Below are 15,227 nucleotides of genomic sequence, written 5' to 3' on the forward strand. Positions count from 1 at the left end.
GCTCTTTCACGAACGGCGGTGGGTAAGGGAGCGCCGCTAACGAGGGCGGCGGATCGCGATAGGCGCTGATAGGTAATTGCCAGGCTGACTCTATAGGCTTGCCTCGACGTGTTCTTCTCGGTTCAAACGAGCGCCTCGCTGAGGCATGGCCTCCAGGCATAAAAGCCTATGTTCTTTAGGTTTATGTCAGGGTGGCCTGGCTATTCTCCACATTCATCATGATGTCCCTTTCCATCAGCCATATAGGGCTAACCCTTCTCCAAAAATCGTAGAGCAACAAGGTTGGGTTGGGTGATGCAATCGGCAACGTCGAAAACAATCGGTATGCTGTAAGTGTAGGCTGCCGACCAAGCTATCCGTTTTATATAAGGCGAAGCGGTTAATAGGCAATGACATTCCTTGCTGGAGATTGCCGCGCATGAGCGACTACCGAAGAGCGGCTTATGCGGGTTGATCGCCGCTTCGTTATTCCTTGCCCGGCTTTTCCTTGAGATCAAGTAAAAAGCGGAACGCACTTTGAACGGTGGTCTGCCGATCCTGTATTTCAGCGATGCACAGCGTCAGCATATCCCTGAGCGCTTCTGAGTCAGAAGTGCCATGGCATTCGTAGATTTGCCGCAATAGCTGATTGATTGCATCTTGTTCGGCGGCGTATCGCTCCAGCAGCAGAAGGCCATGTGTCCGGTCCTGTTCGTTCATTCGACGTTCTCCGGTACCTGTTGATAGGGCTACAGAAACAGTGTCGCGACGGTTAGAAAATAGCCTGAAGCCAAGGCGCCGGATGGATGGTCAGGGACAGCACGGAAAGCGGTATGTCAAAAAGATGAAACGTTTCAGTAGTTTTACCCCGGGGGCTCCATGAACAGGCTGAAAAAGGCGTTGGAAATGCTGGATCCACCGGTGAAGCATTTCATCGAATACCGGGGTGAAGATGTTTTGCTGACGCTCCTGGATCCTAGGGTGCCAGCAAAGGTATCTCGCCTGATTGTCAAACGCACGGTGTTGAATGTCGAAGCACTTAATATCATGGTGCTGTACGCCGTCAACGAACTTCGCCTTAAAGGCTCCCATTTACCGTTGCAAGCCGATACGGTGCTCATTGGCGGTAAGGCTCCGTAATCCTGGCCAAGCGGCGAATTGCTAATTGACCATTACCTTCCAATCGCTTCTTATCGATATCGCCGTGTGCGCATACTCGTCATGGCCGGCAGGTCTTTCATCCGTCCCTGGCGACAGCAAGGGTTGTCGGTCGTATTGATAATGTCGCCTTGGCTATCCTCTTCAGCAGCAGCTCTGGACGGCTCGCGTCTACCGGGGTCTATCTGGGCTACCGTCGCCCGCTGAATTCTGCGTCTGCCCAGCAGACAGCTGCAGATCCTGTCTACGGTCTTCAAGGCGATGGTAGCGGTACCACCTGCCAGACGGCCTCGGTCAATTGATCCAGGGTCCAGGGTTTATGGAGGAAGGGCACACCGGCGGGAATGTCACTTCTCAACCCGGCATAACCGGACATCAGCACGAAAGGCACCCCGGGCCAGCGTTCATTGACGATCTTCGCCAGCTGGATGCCATCGATCACGCCTGGCATCCGCACGTTGGACACCACCACGTTGACCTGTTGCCAGTGCAGTTCGAGAAACTGCAGGGCGGCATCGGCAGTGCCAAAGGTCTCCACATGGAAGCCTTCCTGTTTCAGGACCTCACGGACCAGCGCTTGCAGCAGCAACTCGTCTTCCGAAACGACCGCGAGCAGATTCGAGGTGTGAGGGGGGCGGGCGTTGGTATCCATGGGCGACCTTTCCTGAGTGGAGAATCTCTTCAGTCTAGTCAGGCCTGGGCCTTGCGCCTGGCCAATCGCCAGGATCCGCGGCCGCACCTGCTGCCAAGCTTGGCGAAGCCTGCCCTAGAACGGCACCGGCCGCTCTGGCGTGCACCAGTCAGTTGCCTGCCATCCGGCGACGTGCGGTAGGGACCTGGATGAAACATCTGGCGCTGCCGACCTACTAATCTCTGAGACCTACCGGCACAGGAGCCACGGCATGATCCTTTCTCTCTCTCCCGCGCCCGACACAACCTCGCCGCTGGCCCTCTGGCTGGGTGGCGATCAGGCACCGCTCAACGATTCCGACATGGCCGACGAGGAAATCGATACCGAGATCCCAGACGAAGTGGTCGAGAACCTGACCGAACCCGCCAAGCCGCCAGCACCGATCCCGGATCCCGGTCCGCTGTAGGCGCTGCAGGGAGCCGACTGGCGACATCAGCTGAGTGATTAGCCGGTGCCTGGCGCTGGCGTTGCCAGCCGGTCAGGCTGGCGCCAGGTCCGGCCGCTCACGCAGTGCGCGGCGGTAGAGCAGGGCGCTGAGGCCCAGGCCGGCCAGGGCCATGAGGCCGGCGAACAGGAAGATGGCACTGAAGCCGAAGCCATTGGCGATGGCCCCCGCCAGCGGCCCGGTGATACCGAGCGCCAGGTCCAGGCACAGCGAGTAGGCGCCCAGCGCGGCACTGCGATTGGTGGGCGGTACCTTGACGATGGCCTCCACGCCCAGGGCCGGATAGACCAGTGACAACCCGAAGCCGGCCATGGCCGCGCCGATCAGCGCCATTTGCGGGGTGACCGCCAGCCAGAGCAGCAGCAGACCCAGGGTCTCGACGGTGAAACAGGCCAGGGCGACCCGAAAGCCACCCAGCTTGTTGATGGTGCCGGCGAACAGCAGCCGCGCACAGATGAAGGCTGCGCCGAAGGCAGTGAGGCAGAAGGCGGCGTTGGGCCAGCCATTGCTCGCATAGTAGAGCGTGACGAAGGTGGCGATGGCGCCGAAACCGACGGAGCTCAGCAGCAGGCAGAGACCGAAAGGACTGATCCGCCAGAACACCTTGTGAAAGGGCAGTCGCTCACCGGGAATCACTGGCGCCGGTTCCTTGTTCCAGGCCAGTGCCAGGCCCAGGGCGCCCAGCAGCGCGATGGCCACGCCCAGGCTCCACAGGCCCAGGCCGGCGACCATGGCCACGCCCAGCGGCGCGCCGATCGCGAGGGCGCCGTAGGCGGCGATGCCATTCCAGGAGATCACCTTGCTCACATGCTGCATGCCGACGCTGCCCATGCCCCAGCTCAGGCAGCCGGTGCCGATCAGGGCCTGTGACATGCCGAGGATGACCCGGCCGACGATCAGCAGGCCCAGGCTGAGGCCAGGCACGCTCTGCAGCGAAGTGGCCAGCAGGGTCAGCACGCCACAGGCGACGCAGCCGAACAGGCCGTAGATCACCCCGCGCTTGGCGCCGATGCTGTCGGCCAGCTTGCCGGCCAGGGGGCGGGTGAACAGCGTGGCGAGGTACTGGATACTGATCGCCAGGCCCGCGATCACCGAGCCGTAGCCGAGATCGTCATGCACGTAGCCCGGCAGGATCGCCAGCGGCAGGCCGATCGCCAGGAACAGCAGGAAGCTGAAGACGACGATCGAGACGATGCGCAGCGTGATGGCGAGCGAGGTAGCGGGAGGGGCGGTCGTGGTCATGGCTGTTCTCGAGAGGACTCGTCGAATCGGCAGAGGAGGCGGACGCTGAGGGCCAGGCCGGCGAGCGCGGCCAGGGCGGCGCAGAGAAAGCTGGCGGCATAGCCGAAGTGGGTGGCCACGGCGCCGATCAGGGGGCCGGTCACTGCCAGCGAAAGGTCGATGAATACCGAATAGCCGGCCAGGGCGGCGCCCCGGTTGGAAGACGGAACCCGCTGCACCGCTTCCACGGCGAGCGCCGGGAACACCAGCGAGAAACCGATCCCGGTGAGGGCGGCGCCCACCAGGGCGGTGGTCACGCTGGGGGCTAGCCAGAGGACGGCCAGACCGACCGCTTCCACCGCCAGGCTGACGATGGCGACGCGAAAGCCGCCGTGGCGGTTGATGGCGTTGGCACAGACCAGGCGCACACCGATGAAGAAGCAACCGAACACGGTCAGGCACAGGGCCGCGCCGCTCCAGCCCTGACTGGCGTAATAGAGGGTGATGAAGGTCGCCAGGGTACCGAAGCCGATGCCGCCCAGCGCCAGGCCAAGGCCGAAGGGCAGGACCCGACCCAGCACGGTGGTGAAGGGCAGGCGTTCGCCGCGCACCGGAACGATCGGCGGACGGGGTTTGGCGATGCGATAACCCATGGCAGCCAGCCCGATGATGCTGACGCCCATGATCCACAGCCCCAGGGTATCCACCAGGGCCACGCCCAGCGGCGCGCCTATGGCCAGGGCGCCGTAGCTGGCGACGCCATTCCAGGAAATCACCTTGGCGGTATTGGTCGGGCCGACCCGGCCGATCGCCCATGAGATGGCACCGGTGCCTGACAGGCTTTCGGCGCAACCCAGCACCAGTCGGCCGAGCAGCAGGGCGGTGAGGCTGACCCAGGGCCAGGCTTGCAGAAGCACCGAGGCCAGCATCAGCACGCCACTGAGGCCGCAGCCGAGCATGCCGTAGAGCACCGACTGCTTGGCGCCCACGGTATCGATGATGCGTCCGGCGTGGGAGCGCGAAAACAGCGTCGCCAGGTACTGACTGCTGATCACCAGGCCGGCGATGATGGAGTTGAAGCCCAGCTGGTCATGCACGTAGCCCGGCAGCACGGCCAGGGGGATGCCGATGGTAAGGTAGGCGATAAAGGTAAAGAGCACCGTGCCCAGGGTAATGCGGGTGGCCAGAGCGGGTGAGGGTACGGGCGGTAGGCTGGCGGTCGACATCGGACTCGAGAGGTTGTCTGACAATGTGGGATAGATTGCTTTCGTCCGGTAAAGGTCACATGCGATGACATTTTTTGTCCATGCGCGCGAGGAAGCGAAACGAGCGCCAGATCCTACTTGGGTCGGTTTCCTGCTGTTGGTCGCCATGCCCTGCTGGGCAGCGGAACGGATCGACGTGCGGATCGGTGAGCAGCGCCTGGCCGTAGAGGTGGCGACCACACCTGCGCAGCGGGCTCAGGGACTCATGGGGCGACCGCCACTGGACGCCCGCGAAGGGATGCTGTTCGTCTTCGCCGGGGATGACGAACGTTGCCTGTGGATGCGCGATACCCCCAGCGCACTGGCCGCCGCCTTCATCGACAAGAGTGGCAGGATCCTCAATACCGTCGAGATGCAGCCACTCACCGATACCCATCATTGCTCAAAGGCCCCGGCGCGCTACGCGCTGGAAACCCAGGCCGGCTGGTTTTCAGGGCATGGGATCAAGCCAGGCGCACCTGTACAGGGGCTGGAAAAGGTCGCGCCTGCCTCCCGGTAGTCCTTCGATGTGGTATCAGGATTATTTTATATTTTTCATATAAATCAATAAGTTATGTTGACTTTATAACCTTAAGTAGAATCTGCTTTTAATATGTTACTTTAAGTTTTTTAGGCGTATGAGTTGCCTGGCGGCCTCTGTGCCTGCACTGGCGGCTGGCGCCATATGGGTGTGCTGCACCTCTTCCCGTTGCTGGCATGACGCCCTGCCCACTATTGAATCCAGGCCTCGACACGCCGGTTCTTCACTCGGCCGTTGGGCGACAGTCCCGCAACGGGTAGCTGGTCGCCGAGAGAAAGCACTTCGCCGGCAAAGGCCTGCTGGTGACGCAATGCCGTGGCGACCGCGGTGGCCCGCAGGCGCGCCAGCAGGGCTGCGCGTGCCGGATCTTCGGTGGCATCGTTGAAGCCCACCAGAATCAGCTGCCGACCGGTATTTTCCGGCTGGCGCATGAAGGCGGCCAGCCGCTCGACATCACGCAGCGCCTTGTTGTCCAGGCGCGCACTGCCGGCGGTGAAACGGAAGTTGACGGTGAGGCGCTGCGCCCGGCGCGCCAGTTCGCCGTAAGCCGTTGGCATGCCGCGGGTGTCGTCCATGGTCAGAGGCTCGATGCGCTGGGCGACGAAGCCGCTTTGTTGCACCACCGCCTGACCCGCCGGGGTCTGGCTGAATTCCAGCAGGCGCTGCGCCCAGTCCGAACGATGAGCCGGCGGCGCATAGAGGAAGAGCCGGCGGGCAAGCGGATAGTCCTCGGTGGCGATGCTGGCTTCGCTCGGCGCTATGGCGCGGCCTTCACCGTCGCGCAGGGCGAGCTTTGGCGACCCGGCAGCCGCCGCCAGGCTGGTGAAGCCTATGCCGGCAGGATCCTCGGCCACCCGCTGGGCCAATTCTTCGTTGGATTCGAAGCGCCTGGCGGCGGCGCTCAGGCGTTTGCCGGCGGGAGTCAACACCAGCTCGCGAAAGGTGTCGTAGGTGCCCGAGCGATCATCCCGCGCATAGAGCCGGATCGGGCCGGGCTTGCCGCCCAGTTGCTGCCAGTCGTCGATGGCGCCGGAGAAGATCTGCGCCAGCTGCTGCAGATCGAGTTCCCGCAGCGGATTGCCGGGATGCACGATGATCGCCAGGCCGTCCAGGCCGATGACGTACTCCCCCTCCTTGCTGCGCAGGTCACCCAGACCGGCCAGGGTGTTCGCCTCGCTATCGGTGACCGGGCGCGAGGCGGCAGCGAGATCGGTTGTGCCCGCGGCCAGGGCGGTGAAGCCGGTACTAGAACCATGGGCCGCGATCTGCACGGCCACGCTAGCGCCGTTCGGGGCGCGCGCCACCAGCTGCCATTCATCCATCACCGCGGTGGGCACTACCTGGGGATCGCGGTAGCCGCGCTCGGCGAGCAGGGCCGCGACCAGGCGCGGACCCAGGCGGGCGTTGATGGTATTGGAGCCCTGCAGACGCAGGAGGGTGGTTGGGCTGTCGCTGGCCAGCAGGGGGGAAGACAGCAGCGGAAGCAAAGTCGCGAGCATCGCTCGCCGCAGCAAGGCGCGACGGAATACCGAAGCAGAGCAGTTCATGGGTCGGCCTCGAGCCTAAGGCGAGGCCGACACCTTAGGAGCGTCGCATGACGCCGATATGACAGGACCTCACGTCAATTCCAGCCAGATCGGCGCGTGGTCGGAGGGTTTCTCCATGCCGCGGATGTCGTAGTCGACGCCGGCGGAGACGATACGCTCCTGCAGGATCCGCGAGGCCAGGATGGTGTCGATGCGCAGGCCGCGCTTGGGTTCGTCTTCGAAGCCGCGACTGCGATAGGGGAACCAGCTGAAGCGGTCGTCGACCTCAGGGTGCAGCTGGCGGTAGCTGTCGATCAGGCCCCAGCCGAGCAGGCGCTGCATCCATTCGCGCTCTTCCGGCTGGAAGCTGCAGGCGCCGGTACGCAGCCAGCGCTTGGCATTCGCGGCGCCGATGCCGATGTCGCGATCCTGGGCCGAGATATTGAAGTCGCCCATGAGCAGCAAGGGCGTGTCCGGAGAAAAACGCTCTTCAAGTAGATTCTGAAGATCCGCGTAGAACTTCCTCTTACCAGGAAATTTTGTCGGGTGGGCTATATTCTCGCCCTGAGGAAAATAGCCGTTCATGATCACCAGTGGCTGACCCTGGCGATCCGCGAAGACGCCATAGATGAATCTCTTCTGGGATTCTTCACCGTCGTCCGGAAAGCCCTTGTGCAACTCCAGGGGTGCCAGGCGTGACAACAAGGCCACGCCGTAGTGACTCTTCTGGCCGTGGTAGTGCACGTGATAACCCAGGGCCTCCACCTCTGCCAGGGGAAACTGGTCATCCGCGACCTTGGTTTCCTGAAGGCCGATCACATCCGGATCATAGCGTTCTATGATGGCAGAAAGTTGATGAGGTCTTGCGCGCAAGCCGTTGATATTGAAGCAAACTACCTTCATGTCGCCCTCCCGAAATATGGATGGCCCTAGCCTAGCAGAAAGCCTCTCGCCGAAACCGCCACCTGGCGAACCCTGGCCACTCCCGTTTGTCTCACAGCGCAACGCCCGTTAGCATCCCTGTATGAATAAGCCGAACGCTCTACGTCGCGCCCTGATTGGAATTTGTTGTCTGCACGGGGTGGCCTGGGCGGCACCGGCCGAAGTCAGCGTTCGCGTCCAGCCCGCCAATAACGCGTTGCGAGACAACATTCAGGCCTATATCGGCTCGGTCGAGGGACGGGATGCAGCCGGGCTGCAGCGCCTGCGTCCGGCGACGGAACGGCAGGCCGAACAGGCAGCCCAGGCCCTTGGCTACTACCACGCGCAGATCGAGACCCGGGTCGAGCCGGGGGAGACGCCACGGCTAGTGGTCGAGGTACGGCCGGGCGAGCCGGTCAGGCTGCGCAACGTCGATATCCGCATCGAAGGCCCGGCGCGCGAGTTGCGCGCCTTTCGCCAGCCGATACCGGCCGGACTCAAGGCGGGCCAGCCGCTGAACCAGGGCCTCTACGAAGACGCCAAGAGCCTGATCCAGAATCAGGCGCAGCGTTATGGCTTCTTTCGTGGCACCTTCACCGAGCATCAGCTGCGTATCGATCCCGCCACCGGCTTTGCCGATATCGCCCTGGTATTCGCCAGCGGGCCACGCTTTGTCCTCGGCAAGGTGTCCTTCGAAGGGGATGCGCCCTTCGATCCCGATCTGCTCCAGCGCATGGTGCCGTTTGCCCAGGGCACGCCCTACGATTCCGAGCTGATCGCCGATTTCCAGAGCAATCTGCTGGCCAGCGGCTTCTTCGATGGCGCACGGCTCGACACCTATCCCAAGCAGGAAGGCGCCGCCGAGGTGCCGGTGACGGTCACGCTACGGACCCGCAAGCCACGGACCTTCGGCTTCGGCCCCGGCTATTCCACCGATGTCGGACCAAGGCTGAGATTCACCTGGGAAAACCACTGGCTCAATCCCCAGGGCCACAGCCTGGGTGCGGAAGCGGAGTTGTCGGCGCCCCGCCAGAGCATTGCCACCTGGTACGACATTCCCGGGCAGGACCCGATCAATGACAAGTTCCGCTTCGCTGGCGGCTACCAGTACGAGCAGATCGCCAACGACGACTCCCTCAGCCAGTTGCTGACCGTGGGTCCCGAGTGGCATCGCAAGTTTCCCAACGGCTGGGAGCGGGTACTCTCGCTCAAATGGCGCAACGAAAGCTATCGGCTGGGTAATGACGAAGGCACCTCCAATCTGGTGATGCCCGGGGTGGATTTCTCCCTGTTGCGCAGCGACAACCGCATCGACCCCAATCGCGGCTACCGCCTGCAATTCGGCGTGTCGGCGGCGAAGGAAGGACTGTTCTCGGATGCCAACATGATCCATGCCACGGCGCTGGCCCGTGGGCTGATCACCGTGGGCGACGGGCACCGCTTCCTCGGGCGCCTGCAGCTGGGTGGCAACTTCACCAACGGCTATAACAAGGTGCCGCCGTCGCTGCGCTTCTTCGCCGGCGGCGATCAGAGCGTTCGCGGCTACGACTACCAGACCCTGTCGCCGGAAAACGATGAAGGTGACTATGTGGGAGGCCGGTATCTCGTCGCGGGCGGCGTCGAATACCAGTATCCCCTGCGGGACAAATGGCGCCTGGCGACCTTCATCGACCAGGGCAGCGCCTTCAACGACCTCAACAATTACGAACTCAAGACCAGCGTCGGCATAGGCGTACGCTGGGTCTCGCCGGTAGGGCCGATCCGTGTCGACCTGGCCCACGGCCTCGACGAACCCGGCGGCATCCGCCTGCACTTTTCCATAGGACCTGAGCTGTGAAGTCGGTAGGTGGTGTCATCCTTGGCGTGCTGGCGACCCTGCTCGGTGGGCTGATCCTGCTGCTGGCTCTGGTACTGGGCAACGACAGCGTCAGCCGTCTGCTGCTGGAACGGGTCCCGGGGCTAACCCTGGTTGATTTCAAGGGCCGCCTCGGTGGCCACTGGCAAGCCCGGCAGCTGGTCTGGGACGGTGGTGCTACCCGGGTGACGGTCGAGGCGCCCGAGTTCGCCTGGCGGCCCGGTTGCCTGCTCCGGTTGCAGCTGTGCATCGACACCCTAACCGCTTCGCGTATCGCCATCGACCAGGCGCCCAGTCCCGAGCCTGCGCCCGAGCAGAGTGGGCCCATCCAGTTGCCCAGCCTCGGCTTGCCGTTGGGGGTGCAGCTGGGCGAGGTGCGAATCGGCGAGATCCGCTACAACGGCGCCGAACAGGCTCGCGACCTGGCGCTCCAGGCGCGCTGGCAGGCTGATGGCATCGCCATCGAGCGGCTGGCCGGCGTGGCCCACGGCATCACCCTGGATACCCACGGCCGGCTGCAACCGAGTGGCGCCTGGCCACTGCAGTTGCAGGGCACCCTGGGTCTGCCCGCGCCGGAGGCCGCGCCCTGGTCGCTGGCGCTCAAGCTGGACGGTGAATTGCAGAAGACCTTGCAGCTGGAGGCCGACAGCAGCGGTTATCTGCCCGGACGCCTGAGCGGCACGGTGCAACCGCTGGTGGAAAACGTCCCGGCCGACCTGCAACTGGTGGCCGATGGCTTCAAGGCGGCCGCCAGCCTGCCCGATACCCTGCGACTGAACGATCTCAAGCTGACCGCACGGGGCGACCTGGCCGGGGGCTACGCCCTGGTCGGCCAGGCCCGGTTGCCGGGCGAGGGCGGTCCGGTGGAGCTGAATCTGGATGGCCGCGTCGATGCCCGGGGCGCGCGAATCGCCGCCCTGCGCCTGCAGGCCACGCCCGAACAACGGGTGGTGCTGGCCGGACAGGTCGACTGGCACGAGGGATTGGCCGCCGATGCCACGCTGGACTGGCGCGACTTCCCCTGGCGGCGGCTGTATCCCATGGCGGAGCCCCCGGTGAGCCTGCAGCGTCTGCAAGGCGAAGTGGCCTATCGGGATGGCGCCTACCTGGGCAATCTCAAGGCCGCCGCCACCGGCCCGGCCGGCGCCTTTACCCTGGCCGCCCCCTTCAGTGGCGACACCACCCAGCTCAATCTGCCGTCCCTGGATCTCCAGGCCGGCGAGGGGCGGGCGCAGGGCAAGGTCAATCTGGGCTTCACCGACGGCGTCAGCTGGCAGGTGGCGCTGGACCTGAGCCGCCTCGATCCGGCCTTCTGGGTGGCCCAGCTACCCGGCAGCCTGGGCGGTCCGCTGCGCAGTTCGGGCGCCTTCAAGGATGGTCGCCTGCAGCTGGATGCCGATCTGGACCTCAAGGGTCGACTGCGCAACCAGCCGGCCGTGCTGGCGGCCAAGGCCAGGGGCGCTGGCGAGCAATGGCAGGTATCCGAGCTCGACATCCGCCTGGGCGACAACCGGATTCGGGGGCAGGGCGCCCTCGACCAGCGTCTGCAAGGTCAGCTCCAGCTGGACCTGCGCCGCCTGGCCCAGCTCTGGCCCGATCTTTCCGGAAGCGCCCAGGGCCGCCTGGACGTGGCCGGGACCCTCAAGGCGCCTGCCGGCCAGTTGCGCCTCGACGGTCGCCAGCTGGCCTATGCCGACAACCACATCAGCAGCCTCGCGCTGGCCGCCACCCTGGATGATCGCCAACGCGGCACGCTGGATCTGACCGCCCAGGGGCTGCAGGCCGCCGGTCGCGATTTCGGGGTCCTGCGCCTGCAGGGGCAGGGGGATCGCCGTCAGCAGCAGGCGGATCTCTCGCTCAAGGGGTCGCAACTGAACCTGATGCTCGCAGCCGGTGGCACGCTGGCCGACAACGGGGACTGGAAGGGGCAGCTGTCTCGTGGATCGGTCGCGGCCAGCGGCCAGAACTGGACCCTGCAGACCCCGGCCCGCATCGAGCGTCTGAACAGTGGTCGTCTGGAGCTGGGTCGCCACTGCTGGCGCTCCGGCGCGGCCAGCATCTGTGGCGACGATCAGCAACTGCTGCCCGATACCCGTCTCGCCTGGCACCTGCGCGCCTTCCCGCTCGCCAGTCTGCAACCGCTGCTGCCGCCGGAGCTGGCCTGGCAGGGCACCCTCGACGGCGATGTCGATCTGCGCCTGCCCAAGGCCGGACCCGATGGCGAAATCCGGCTGCAGGCCGGGCGGGGCAGCCTCAGGCTGCGTGACGCTGCCGGTCAGTGGCAGACCTTCAGCTACGACAGCCTGGACGTTACCAGCGCCCTGAAACCGCAGCAGGTCGACACCCAGGTGCGTCTGACCAGTGCCGATCTTGGCCGGCTCGACGTCCAGGCCCGGCTGGATCCCCATGATCCGAGCCAGGCGCTGGCCGGTCGCTTCCAGTTGCAGGGCCTGAATCTGGCTCTGGGCAAGGCCTTTGTCGAAGGCATCGAGCACCTCGAAGGCAAGATCAATGGCGCGGGCGAGCTGGGAGGGACGCTGCTGCAACCGCGCGTTAATGGCCAGATCCAGCTCAGCGGCGGCGACATCGGCGGTGGCAGCGTACCGACGCGCCTGCAGGATCTCGGCCTGACCGCCCGCATCCAGGGCGATAGCGCCGTGCTCGACGGCGGCTGGCGCAGCGGGACCCAGGGGCGTGGCCAGATCCAGGGCAGCGTCGGCTGGGCCAATGGCCTGGACGTCAACGTGGCGGTCACCGGCGACAAGCTGCCGGTCAACGTCGAACCCTATGCCCAGCTGGAAGTGGCGCCCAATCTCAAGATCCTGATGAAGGACGGTCGTCTGGCCCTGGCCGGCGAGGTGCGGGTGCCGCGCGGGCGCATCCGGGTCCAGCAGCTGCCGCCGTCCACGGTCAAGGTGTCGGACGATGCCGTTATCGTCGGCCAGGAGGCGCCGGCCAGGCAGCAGCCGATGCAGATCGCCATGGACGTCGATGTGCTGGTCGGTTCCGACAAGCTCACCTTCGATGCCTTCGGCCTGTCCGCCGAAATCGTCGGCAAGGTGCATATCGGCGACAATCTCGACACCCGCGGCGAGCTGAATCTGCGCAACGGACGCTACAACGCCTATGGTCAGCGCCTGACCATGAGACGCGCCCGACTGTTCTTCCAGGGCCCCATCGCCCAGCCCTATATCGACGTGGAGGCCGTGCGGGTGGTGCAGGAGCAGAATGTCACCGCGGGCCTGCGGCTCTCGGGCTTTGCCCAGCAGCCGCGCATCGAGGTGTTTTCCGAGCCGAGCATGAGCCAGGAGCAGGCGCTGGCCTACCTGGTACTGGGTCGCCCGCTGTCCAGCGGCAGCGAAGGCGACAACAACGTGCTCGGCCAGGCGGCGCTGGCCCTGGGCCTGGCTGGCAGTTCCGGCACCGCGGGCGCCCTGGCGCAGCGGTTGGGCATTCAGAACTTCCAGCTGGATACGGCGGGTTCGGGGGACAAGACCAGTGTGGTGGCCTCGGGCAATCTCACCGACAGATTGTCGGTGCGCTATGGGGTCGGGGTATTCGCTTCGGCGAACACCGTGGCCCTGCGCTACCAGCTCACCCGCCGGCTCTATCTCGAGATCGCCAGCGGGCTGGCCAATTCCCTGGATTTCTTCTATCGCCGCGATTTTTGAAGCAGGGGTGCGTAACGCTTTGATCGCTTGCGGAAAACGTGTTTACTCCCTGTCCCGTCTCATGAGAAAGGAGCCGTTCATGGCAACCGTCAATTTGCGTGGCAACCCGGTCGAGGTGCAGGGCAACCTGCCGCAGCCTGGTCAGCAGGCCCCGGCGTTCAGCCTGGTCAATGGCGATCTGCAGGACATCACCCTGGCCAGCCTCGCCGGCAAGCGCAAGGTGCTCAACATTTTCCCCAGCGTCGATACCCCGACCTGCGCGGCCTCGGTACGCAAGTTCAACACCGAAGTCGACAAGCTGGATAACACCCTGGTGCTGTGCATCTCCGCCGACCTGCCGTTCGCCCAGAAGCGTTTCTGCGGTGCGGAAGGCCTGGAGAAGGTGATGAACCTCTCCACCCTGCGTGGTGCCGAATTCCTGCAGGACTATGGCGTCGCCCTGGCCAGCGGTCCGCTGCAAGGCCTGGCGGCCCGCGCCGTGGTCGTGCTGGACGAGCAGGACAAGGTGCTGCACAGCGAGCTGGTGCCCGAGATCGGCCAGGAGCCGGACTACGCGGCCGCACTCGCCGTCCTCGGCTGATCGCCGACAACCCACCGCCCAGCGCGGTGGGCGCTTCGAAGCGGGCAGGCGCCTTTTGTGTCTGCCCGTTTTGCTTTAGGTAAAATCGCAGTAAAGGCGCTGGTTAGCCGTCTCGCTACTGCTTATCTTCCGCCTTCCCCAGCGTGCACGTATTCTCCGATGGTCGACTCTTCGCTCCGCTCTTCCCCCCGTCGCCGACTCGTCTGGCTGCTCGTCCTCGTCTTGCTGGCGGCCGCTGGTGGCTGGTACTGGTATCACCAGCACGGACAGAAGAACGAGGCCGCCGCTGGCAAGGGCGTGCGCTCCCCCTTTGGCATGACCGGGCCGACCCCAGTGCGCGTGGTGGCGGTCGAACAGCGCAGCTTTCCCATCGTGCGCAGGTCGATCGGCACGGTGACCGCGCTCAATACGGTGAATGTCCGCACCCGGGTTGCCGGTGAGCTGGTACGCGTCGCCTTCGAGGAAGGCCAGAAGGTCAAGGCCGGCGAGTTGCTGGCCACCATAGATCCACGACCCTATCAGGTGGCGCTGCAGCAAGCCGAAGGCACCCTGCAGCAGAATCAGGCGCAGCTGCGCAACGCCGAGCTGGACCTCAAGCGCTACCAGGGTCTGTTCCGGGAAGACAGCATCGCCAAGCAGACGCTGGATACCCAGGAAGCCCTGGTCAACCAGTATCGCGGTACCCTCAAGAACAGTCAGGCGGCGGTGGCCGATGCCAAGCTGAATCTGGCCTTCACCCAGATCAAGGCGCCTATCGCCGGCCGCGTCGGCCTGCGTCAGCTCGACGGCGGCAACCTGCTGTCCGCCAACGACAGCACCGTGGTGGCCGTGATCACCCAGACCCAGCCGATCTCGGTGGTCTTCACCCTGCCGGAAAGCCAGCTCGGCGAACTGCTCAAGCGCGCCCGCGCCGGCCAGACCCTGGCGGTCGAAGCCTGGGATCGCGGTGGCTCGCGCAAGGTCGCCGATGGCACCCTGCAGAGCTTCGACAACCAGATCGACACCGCCACCGGCACCCTCAAGTTCCGCGCCCGCTTCGCCAACGGCGACGAGGCGCTGTTCCCCAATCAGTTCGTGACCGTCCGGGTGCGCGAGCAGGTGCTGGATCAGGCGCTGGTGGTGCCTTCGGCGGCCATCCAGTTCGGCTCCAATGGCACCTTCGCCTATGTGGTGGGGCCCGACAACAAGATTCAGGTCCGCAGCCTCAAGCTGGGTCCGGATGACGGCAGCCTGACCGTGGTCACCGAAGGCCTGGCCGCTGGCGACCGCGTGGTGACCGAAGGCACCGATCGGCTGCGCGAGGGCAACGAGGTGGAAGTGGTCACCGGGGCTTCGGCGGCGCCCAGCGAACCGGCCAAGCCGGCGGTACGCAAGCCCGGCAAGACTCAGGGCTGA

The 15,227-nt window shown here is 64.8% G+C and carries 13 protein-coding genes; 7 read left to right on the forward strand and 6 right to left on the reverse strand.

Going from position 1 to position 15,227, the window contains the following annotated elements:
• Positions 1–465 precede the first annotated feature (465 nt).
• The gene (locus PVZ77_RS09295) at positions 466–699 is read right to left on the reverse strand and encodes a hypothetical protein (protein ID WP_273807294.1); all 234 of its coding nucleotides are present in this window, start codon (positions 697–699) and stop codon (positions 466–468) included.
• A gap of 159 nt (positions 700–858) precedes the next feature.
• Here PVZ77_RS09295 and PVZ77_RS09300 point away from each other — a divergent pair, with 159 nt between their 5' ends.
• Positions 859–1,119: a hypothetical protein gene (locus PVZ77_RS09300; RefSeq protein WP_273807295.1), complete on the forward strand. Its 261-nt coding sequence runs from the start codon at positions 859–861 to the stop codon at positions 1,117–1,119.
• 271 nt (positions 1,120–1,390) lie between these two features.
• On the opposite strand, the gene PVZ77_RS09305 is transcribed toward PVZ77_RS09300, so the two are convergent.
• Positions 1,391–1,789 (reverse strand): response regulator, encoded by a 399-nt coding sequence (locus PVZ77_RS09305; protein WP_273807296.1) that lies wholly within the window; start codon positions 1,787–1,789, stop codon positions 1,391–1,393.
• A 250-nt stretch (positions 1,790–2,039) separates the two neighbouring features.
• On the opposite strand from PVZ77_RS09305, the gene PVZ77_RS09310 reads away from it, so the two are divergent.
• Positions 2,040–2,234 carry a hypothetical protein gene (locus PVZ77_RS09310; RefSeq protein WP_007158427.1) on the forward strand — a complete coding sequence of 65 codons (195 nt, stop codon included), beginning with the start codon at positions 2,040–2,042 and terminating at the stop codon, positions 2,232–2,234.
• A gap of 72 nt (positions 2,235–2,306) precedes the next feature.
• On the opposite strand, the gene PVZ77_RS09315 is transcribed toward PVZ77_RS09310, so the two are convergent.
• Both PVZ77_RS09315 and PVZ77_RS09320 read right to left on the reverse strand, forming a co-directional pair.
• Complete coding sequence (locus PVZ77_RS09315) at positions 2,307–3,515, reverse strand: MFS transporter (RefSeq protein ID WP_273807297.1); 1,209 nt, start codon at positions 3,513–3,515, stop codon at positions 2,307–2,309.
• Positions 3,512–4,720 carry an MFS transporter gene (locus tag PVZ77_RS09320; RefSeq protein WP_273807298.1) on the reverse strand — a complete coding sequence of 403 codons (1,209 nt, stop codon included), beginning with the start codon at positions 4,718–4,720 and terminating at the stop codon, positions 3,512–3,514. Before PVZ77_RS09320 ends, PVZ77_RS09315 begins: the two co-directional genes overlap by 4 nt.
• Before the next feature lie 145 nt (positions 4,721–4,865).
• Here PVZ77_RS09320 and PVZ77_RS09325 point away from each other — a divergent pair, with 145 nt between their 5' ends.
• The gene (locus PVZ77_RS09325) at positions 4,866–5,258 is read left to right on the forward strand and encodes a DUF192 domain-containing protein (protein WP_273807520.1); all 393 of its coding nucleotides are present in this window, start codon (positions 4,866–4,868) and stop codon (positions 5,256–5,258) included.
• Positions 5,259–5,470: 212 nt separating this feature from the next.
• Here the strand turns inward: PVZ77_RS09325 and PVZ77_RS09330 are convergent, their stop codons facing one another.
• Both PVZ77_RS09330 and xthA read right to left on the reverse strand, forming a co-directional pair.
• Complete coding sequence (locus PVZ77_RS09330) at positions 5,471–6,826, reverse strand: substrate-binding domain-containing protein (RefSeq protein ID WP_273807299.1); 1,356 nt, start codon at positions 6,824–6,826, stop codon at positions 5,471–5,473.
• A gap of 69 nt (positions 6,827–6,895) precedes the next feature.
• On the reverse strand, positions 6,896–7,708 hold the full coding sequence (xthA, locus tag PVZ77_RS09335; RefSeq protein WP_273807300.1) for an exodeoxyribonuclease III: 813 nt from the start codon (positions 7,706–7,708) through the stop codon (positions 6,896–6,898).
• A gap of 121 nt (positions 7,709–7,829) precedes the next feature.
• On the opposite strand from xthA, the gene PVZ77_RS09340 reads away from it, so the two are divergent.
• From PVZ77_RS09340 to PVZ77_RS09355, 4 genes are all read left to right on the forward strand, one after another.
• Entirely contained in the window at positions 7,830–9,563 is a 1,734-nt protein-coding gene (locus PVZ77_RS09340; protein ID WP_273807301.1) for an autotransporter assembly complex protein TamA, read from the forward strand.
• On the forward strand, positions 9,560–13,252 hold the full coding sequence (locus PVZ77_RS09345; protein WP_273807302.1) for a translocation/assembly module TamB domain-containing protein: 3,693 nt from the start codon (positions 9,560–9,562) through the stop codon (positions 13,250–13,252). Before PVZ77_RS09340 ends, PVZ77_RS09345 begins: the two co-directional genes overlap by 4 nt.
• Before the next feature lie 79 nt (positions 13,253–13,331).
• Positions 13,332–13,832, forward strand: a complete 501-nt coding sequence (gene tpx, locus PVZ77_RS09350; protein WP_273807303.1) for a thiol peroxidase — start codon at positions 13,332–13,334, stop codon at positions 13,830–13,832.
• Positions 13,833–13,991: 159 nt separating this feature from the next.
• Positions 13,992–15,227 carry an MdtA/MuxA family multidrug efflux RND transporter periplasmic adaptor subunit gene (locus PVZ77_RS09355; protein WP_273807304.1) on the forward strand — a complete coding sequence of 412 codons (1,236 nt, stop codon included), beginning with the start codon at positions 13,992–13,994 and terminating at the stop codon, positions 15,225–15,227.

It is taken from the genome of Pseudomonas sp. SHLD1, assembly GCF_028640935.1.
Classification (GTDB): Bacteria; Pseudomonadota; Gammaproteobacteria; order Pseudomonadales; family Pseudomonadaceae; genus Chryseomonas; species Chryseomonas aestiva.

Coding starts and splice junctions, on each gene's coding strand:
- PVZ77_RS09330 (WP_273807299.1), bottom strand. CDS start 6,826: ATGAACTGCTCTGCTTCGGTATTCCGTCGCGCCTTGCTGCGGCGAGCG.
- PVZ77_RS09300 (WP_273807295.1), top strand. CDS start 859: ATGAACAGGCTGAAAAAGGCGTTGGAAATGCTGGATCCACCGGTGAAG.
- PVZ77_RS09325 (WP_273807520.1), top strand. CDS start 4,866: ATGCCCTGCTGGGCAGCGGAACGGATCGACGTGCGGATCGGTGAGCAG.
- PVZ77_RS09355 (WP_273807304.1), top strand. CDS start 13,992: ATGGTCGACTCTTCGCTCCGCTCTTCCCCCCGTCGCCGACTCGTCTGG.
- PVZ77_RS09305 (WP_273807296.1), bottom strand. CDS start 1,789: ATGGATACCAACGCCCGCCCCCCTCACACCTCGAATCTGCTCGCGGTC.
- tpx (WP_273807303.1), top strand. CDS start 13,332: ATGGCAACCGTCAATTTGCGTGGCAACCCGGTCGAGGTGCAGGGCAAC.
- PVZ77_RS09340 (WP_273807301.1), top strand. CDS start 7,830: ATGAATAAGCCGAACGCTCTACGTCGCGCCCTGATTGGAATTTGTTGT.
- PVZ77_RS09310 (WP_007158427.1), top strand. CDS start 2,040: ATGATCCTTTCTCTCTCTCCCGCGCCCGACACAACCTCGCCGCTGGCC.
- PVZ77_RS09320 (WP_273807298.1), bottom strand. CDS start 4,720: ATGTCGACCGCCAGCCTACCGCCCGTACCCTCACCCGCTCTGGCCACC.
- xthA (WP_273807300.1), bottom strand. CDS start 7,708: ATGAAGGTAGTTTGCTTCAATATCAACGGCTTGCGCGCAAGACCTCAT.
- PVZ77_RS09315 (WP_273807297.1), bottom strand. CDS start 3,515: ATGACCACGACCGCCCCTCCCGCTACCTCGCTCGCCATCACGCTGCGC.
- PVZ77_RS09295 (WP_273807294.1), bottom strand. CDS start 699: ATGAACGAACAGGACCGGACACATGGCCTTCTGCTGCTGGAGCGATAC.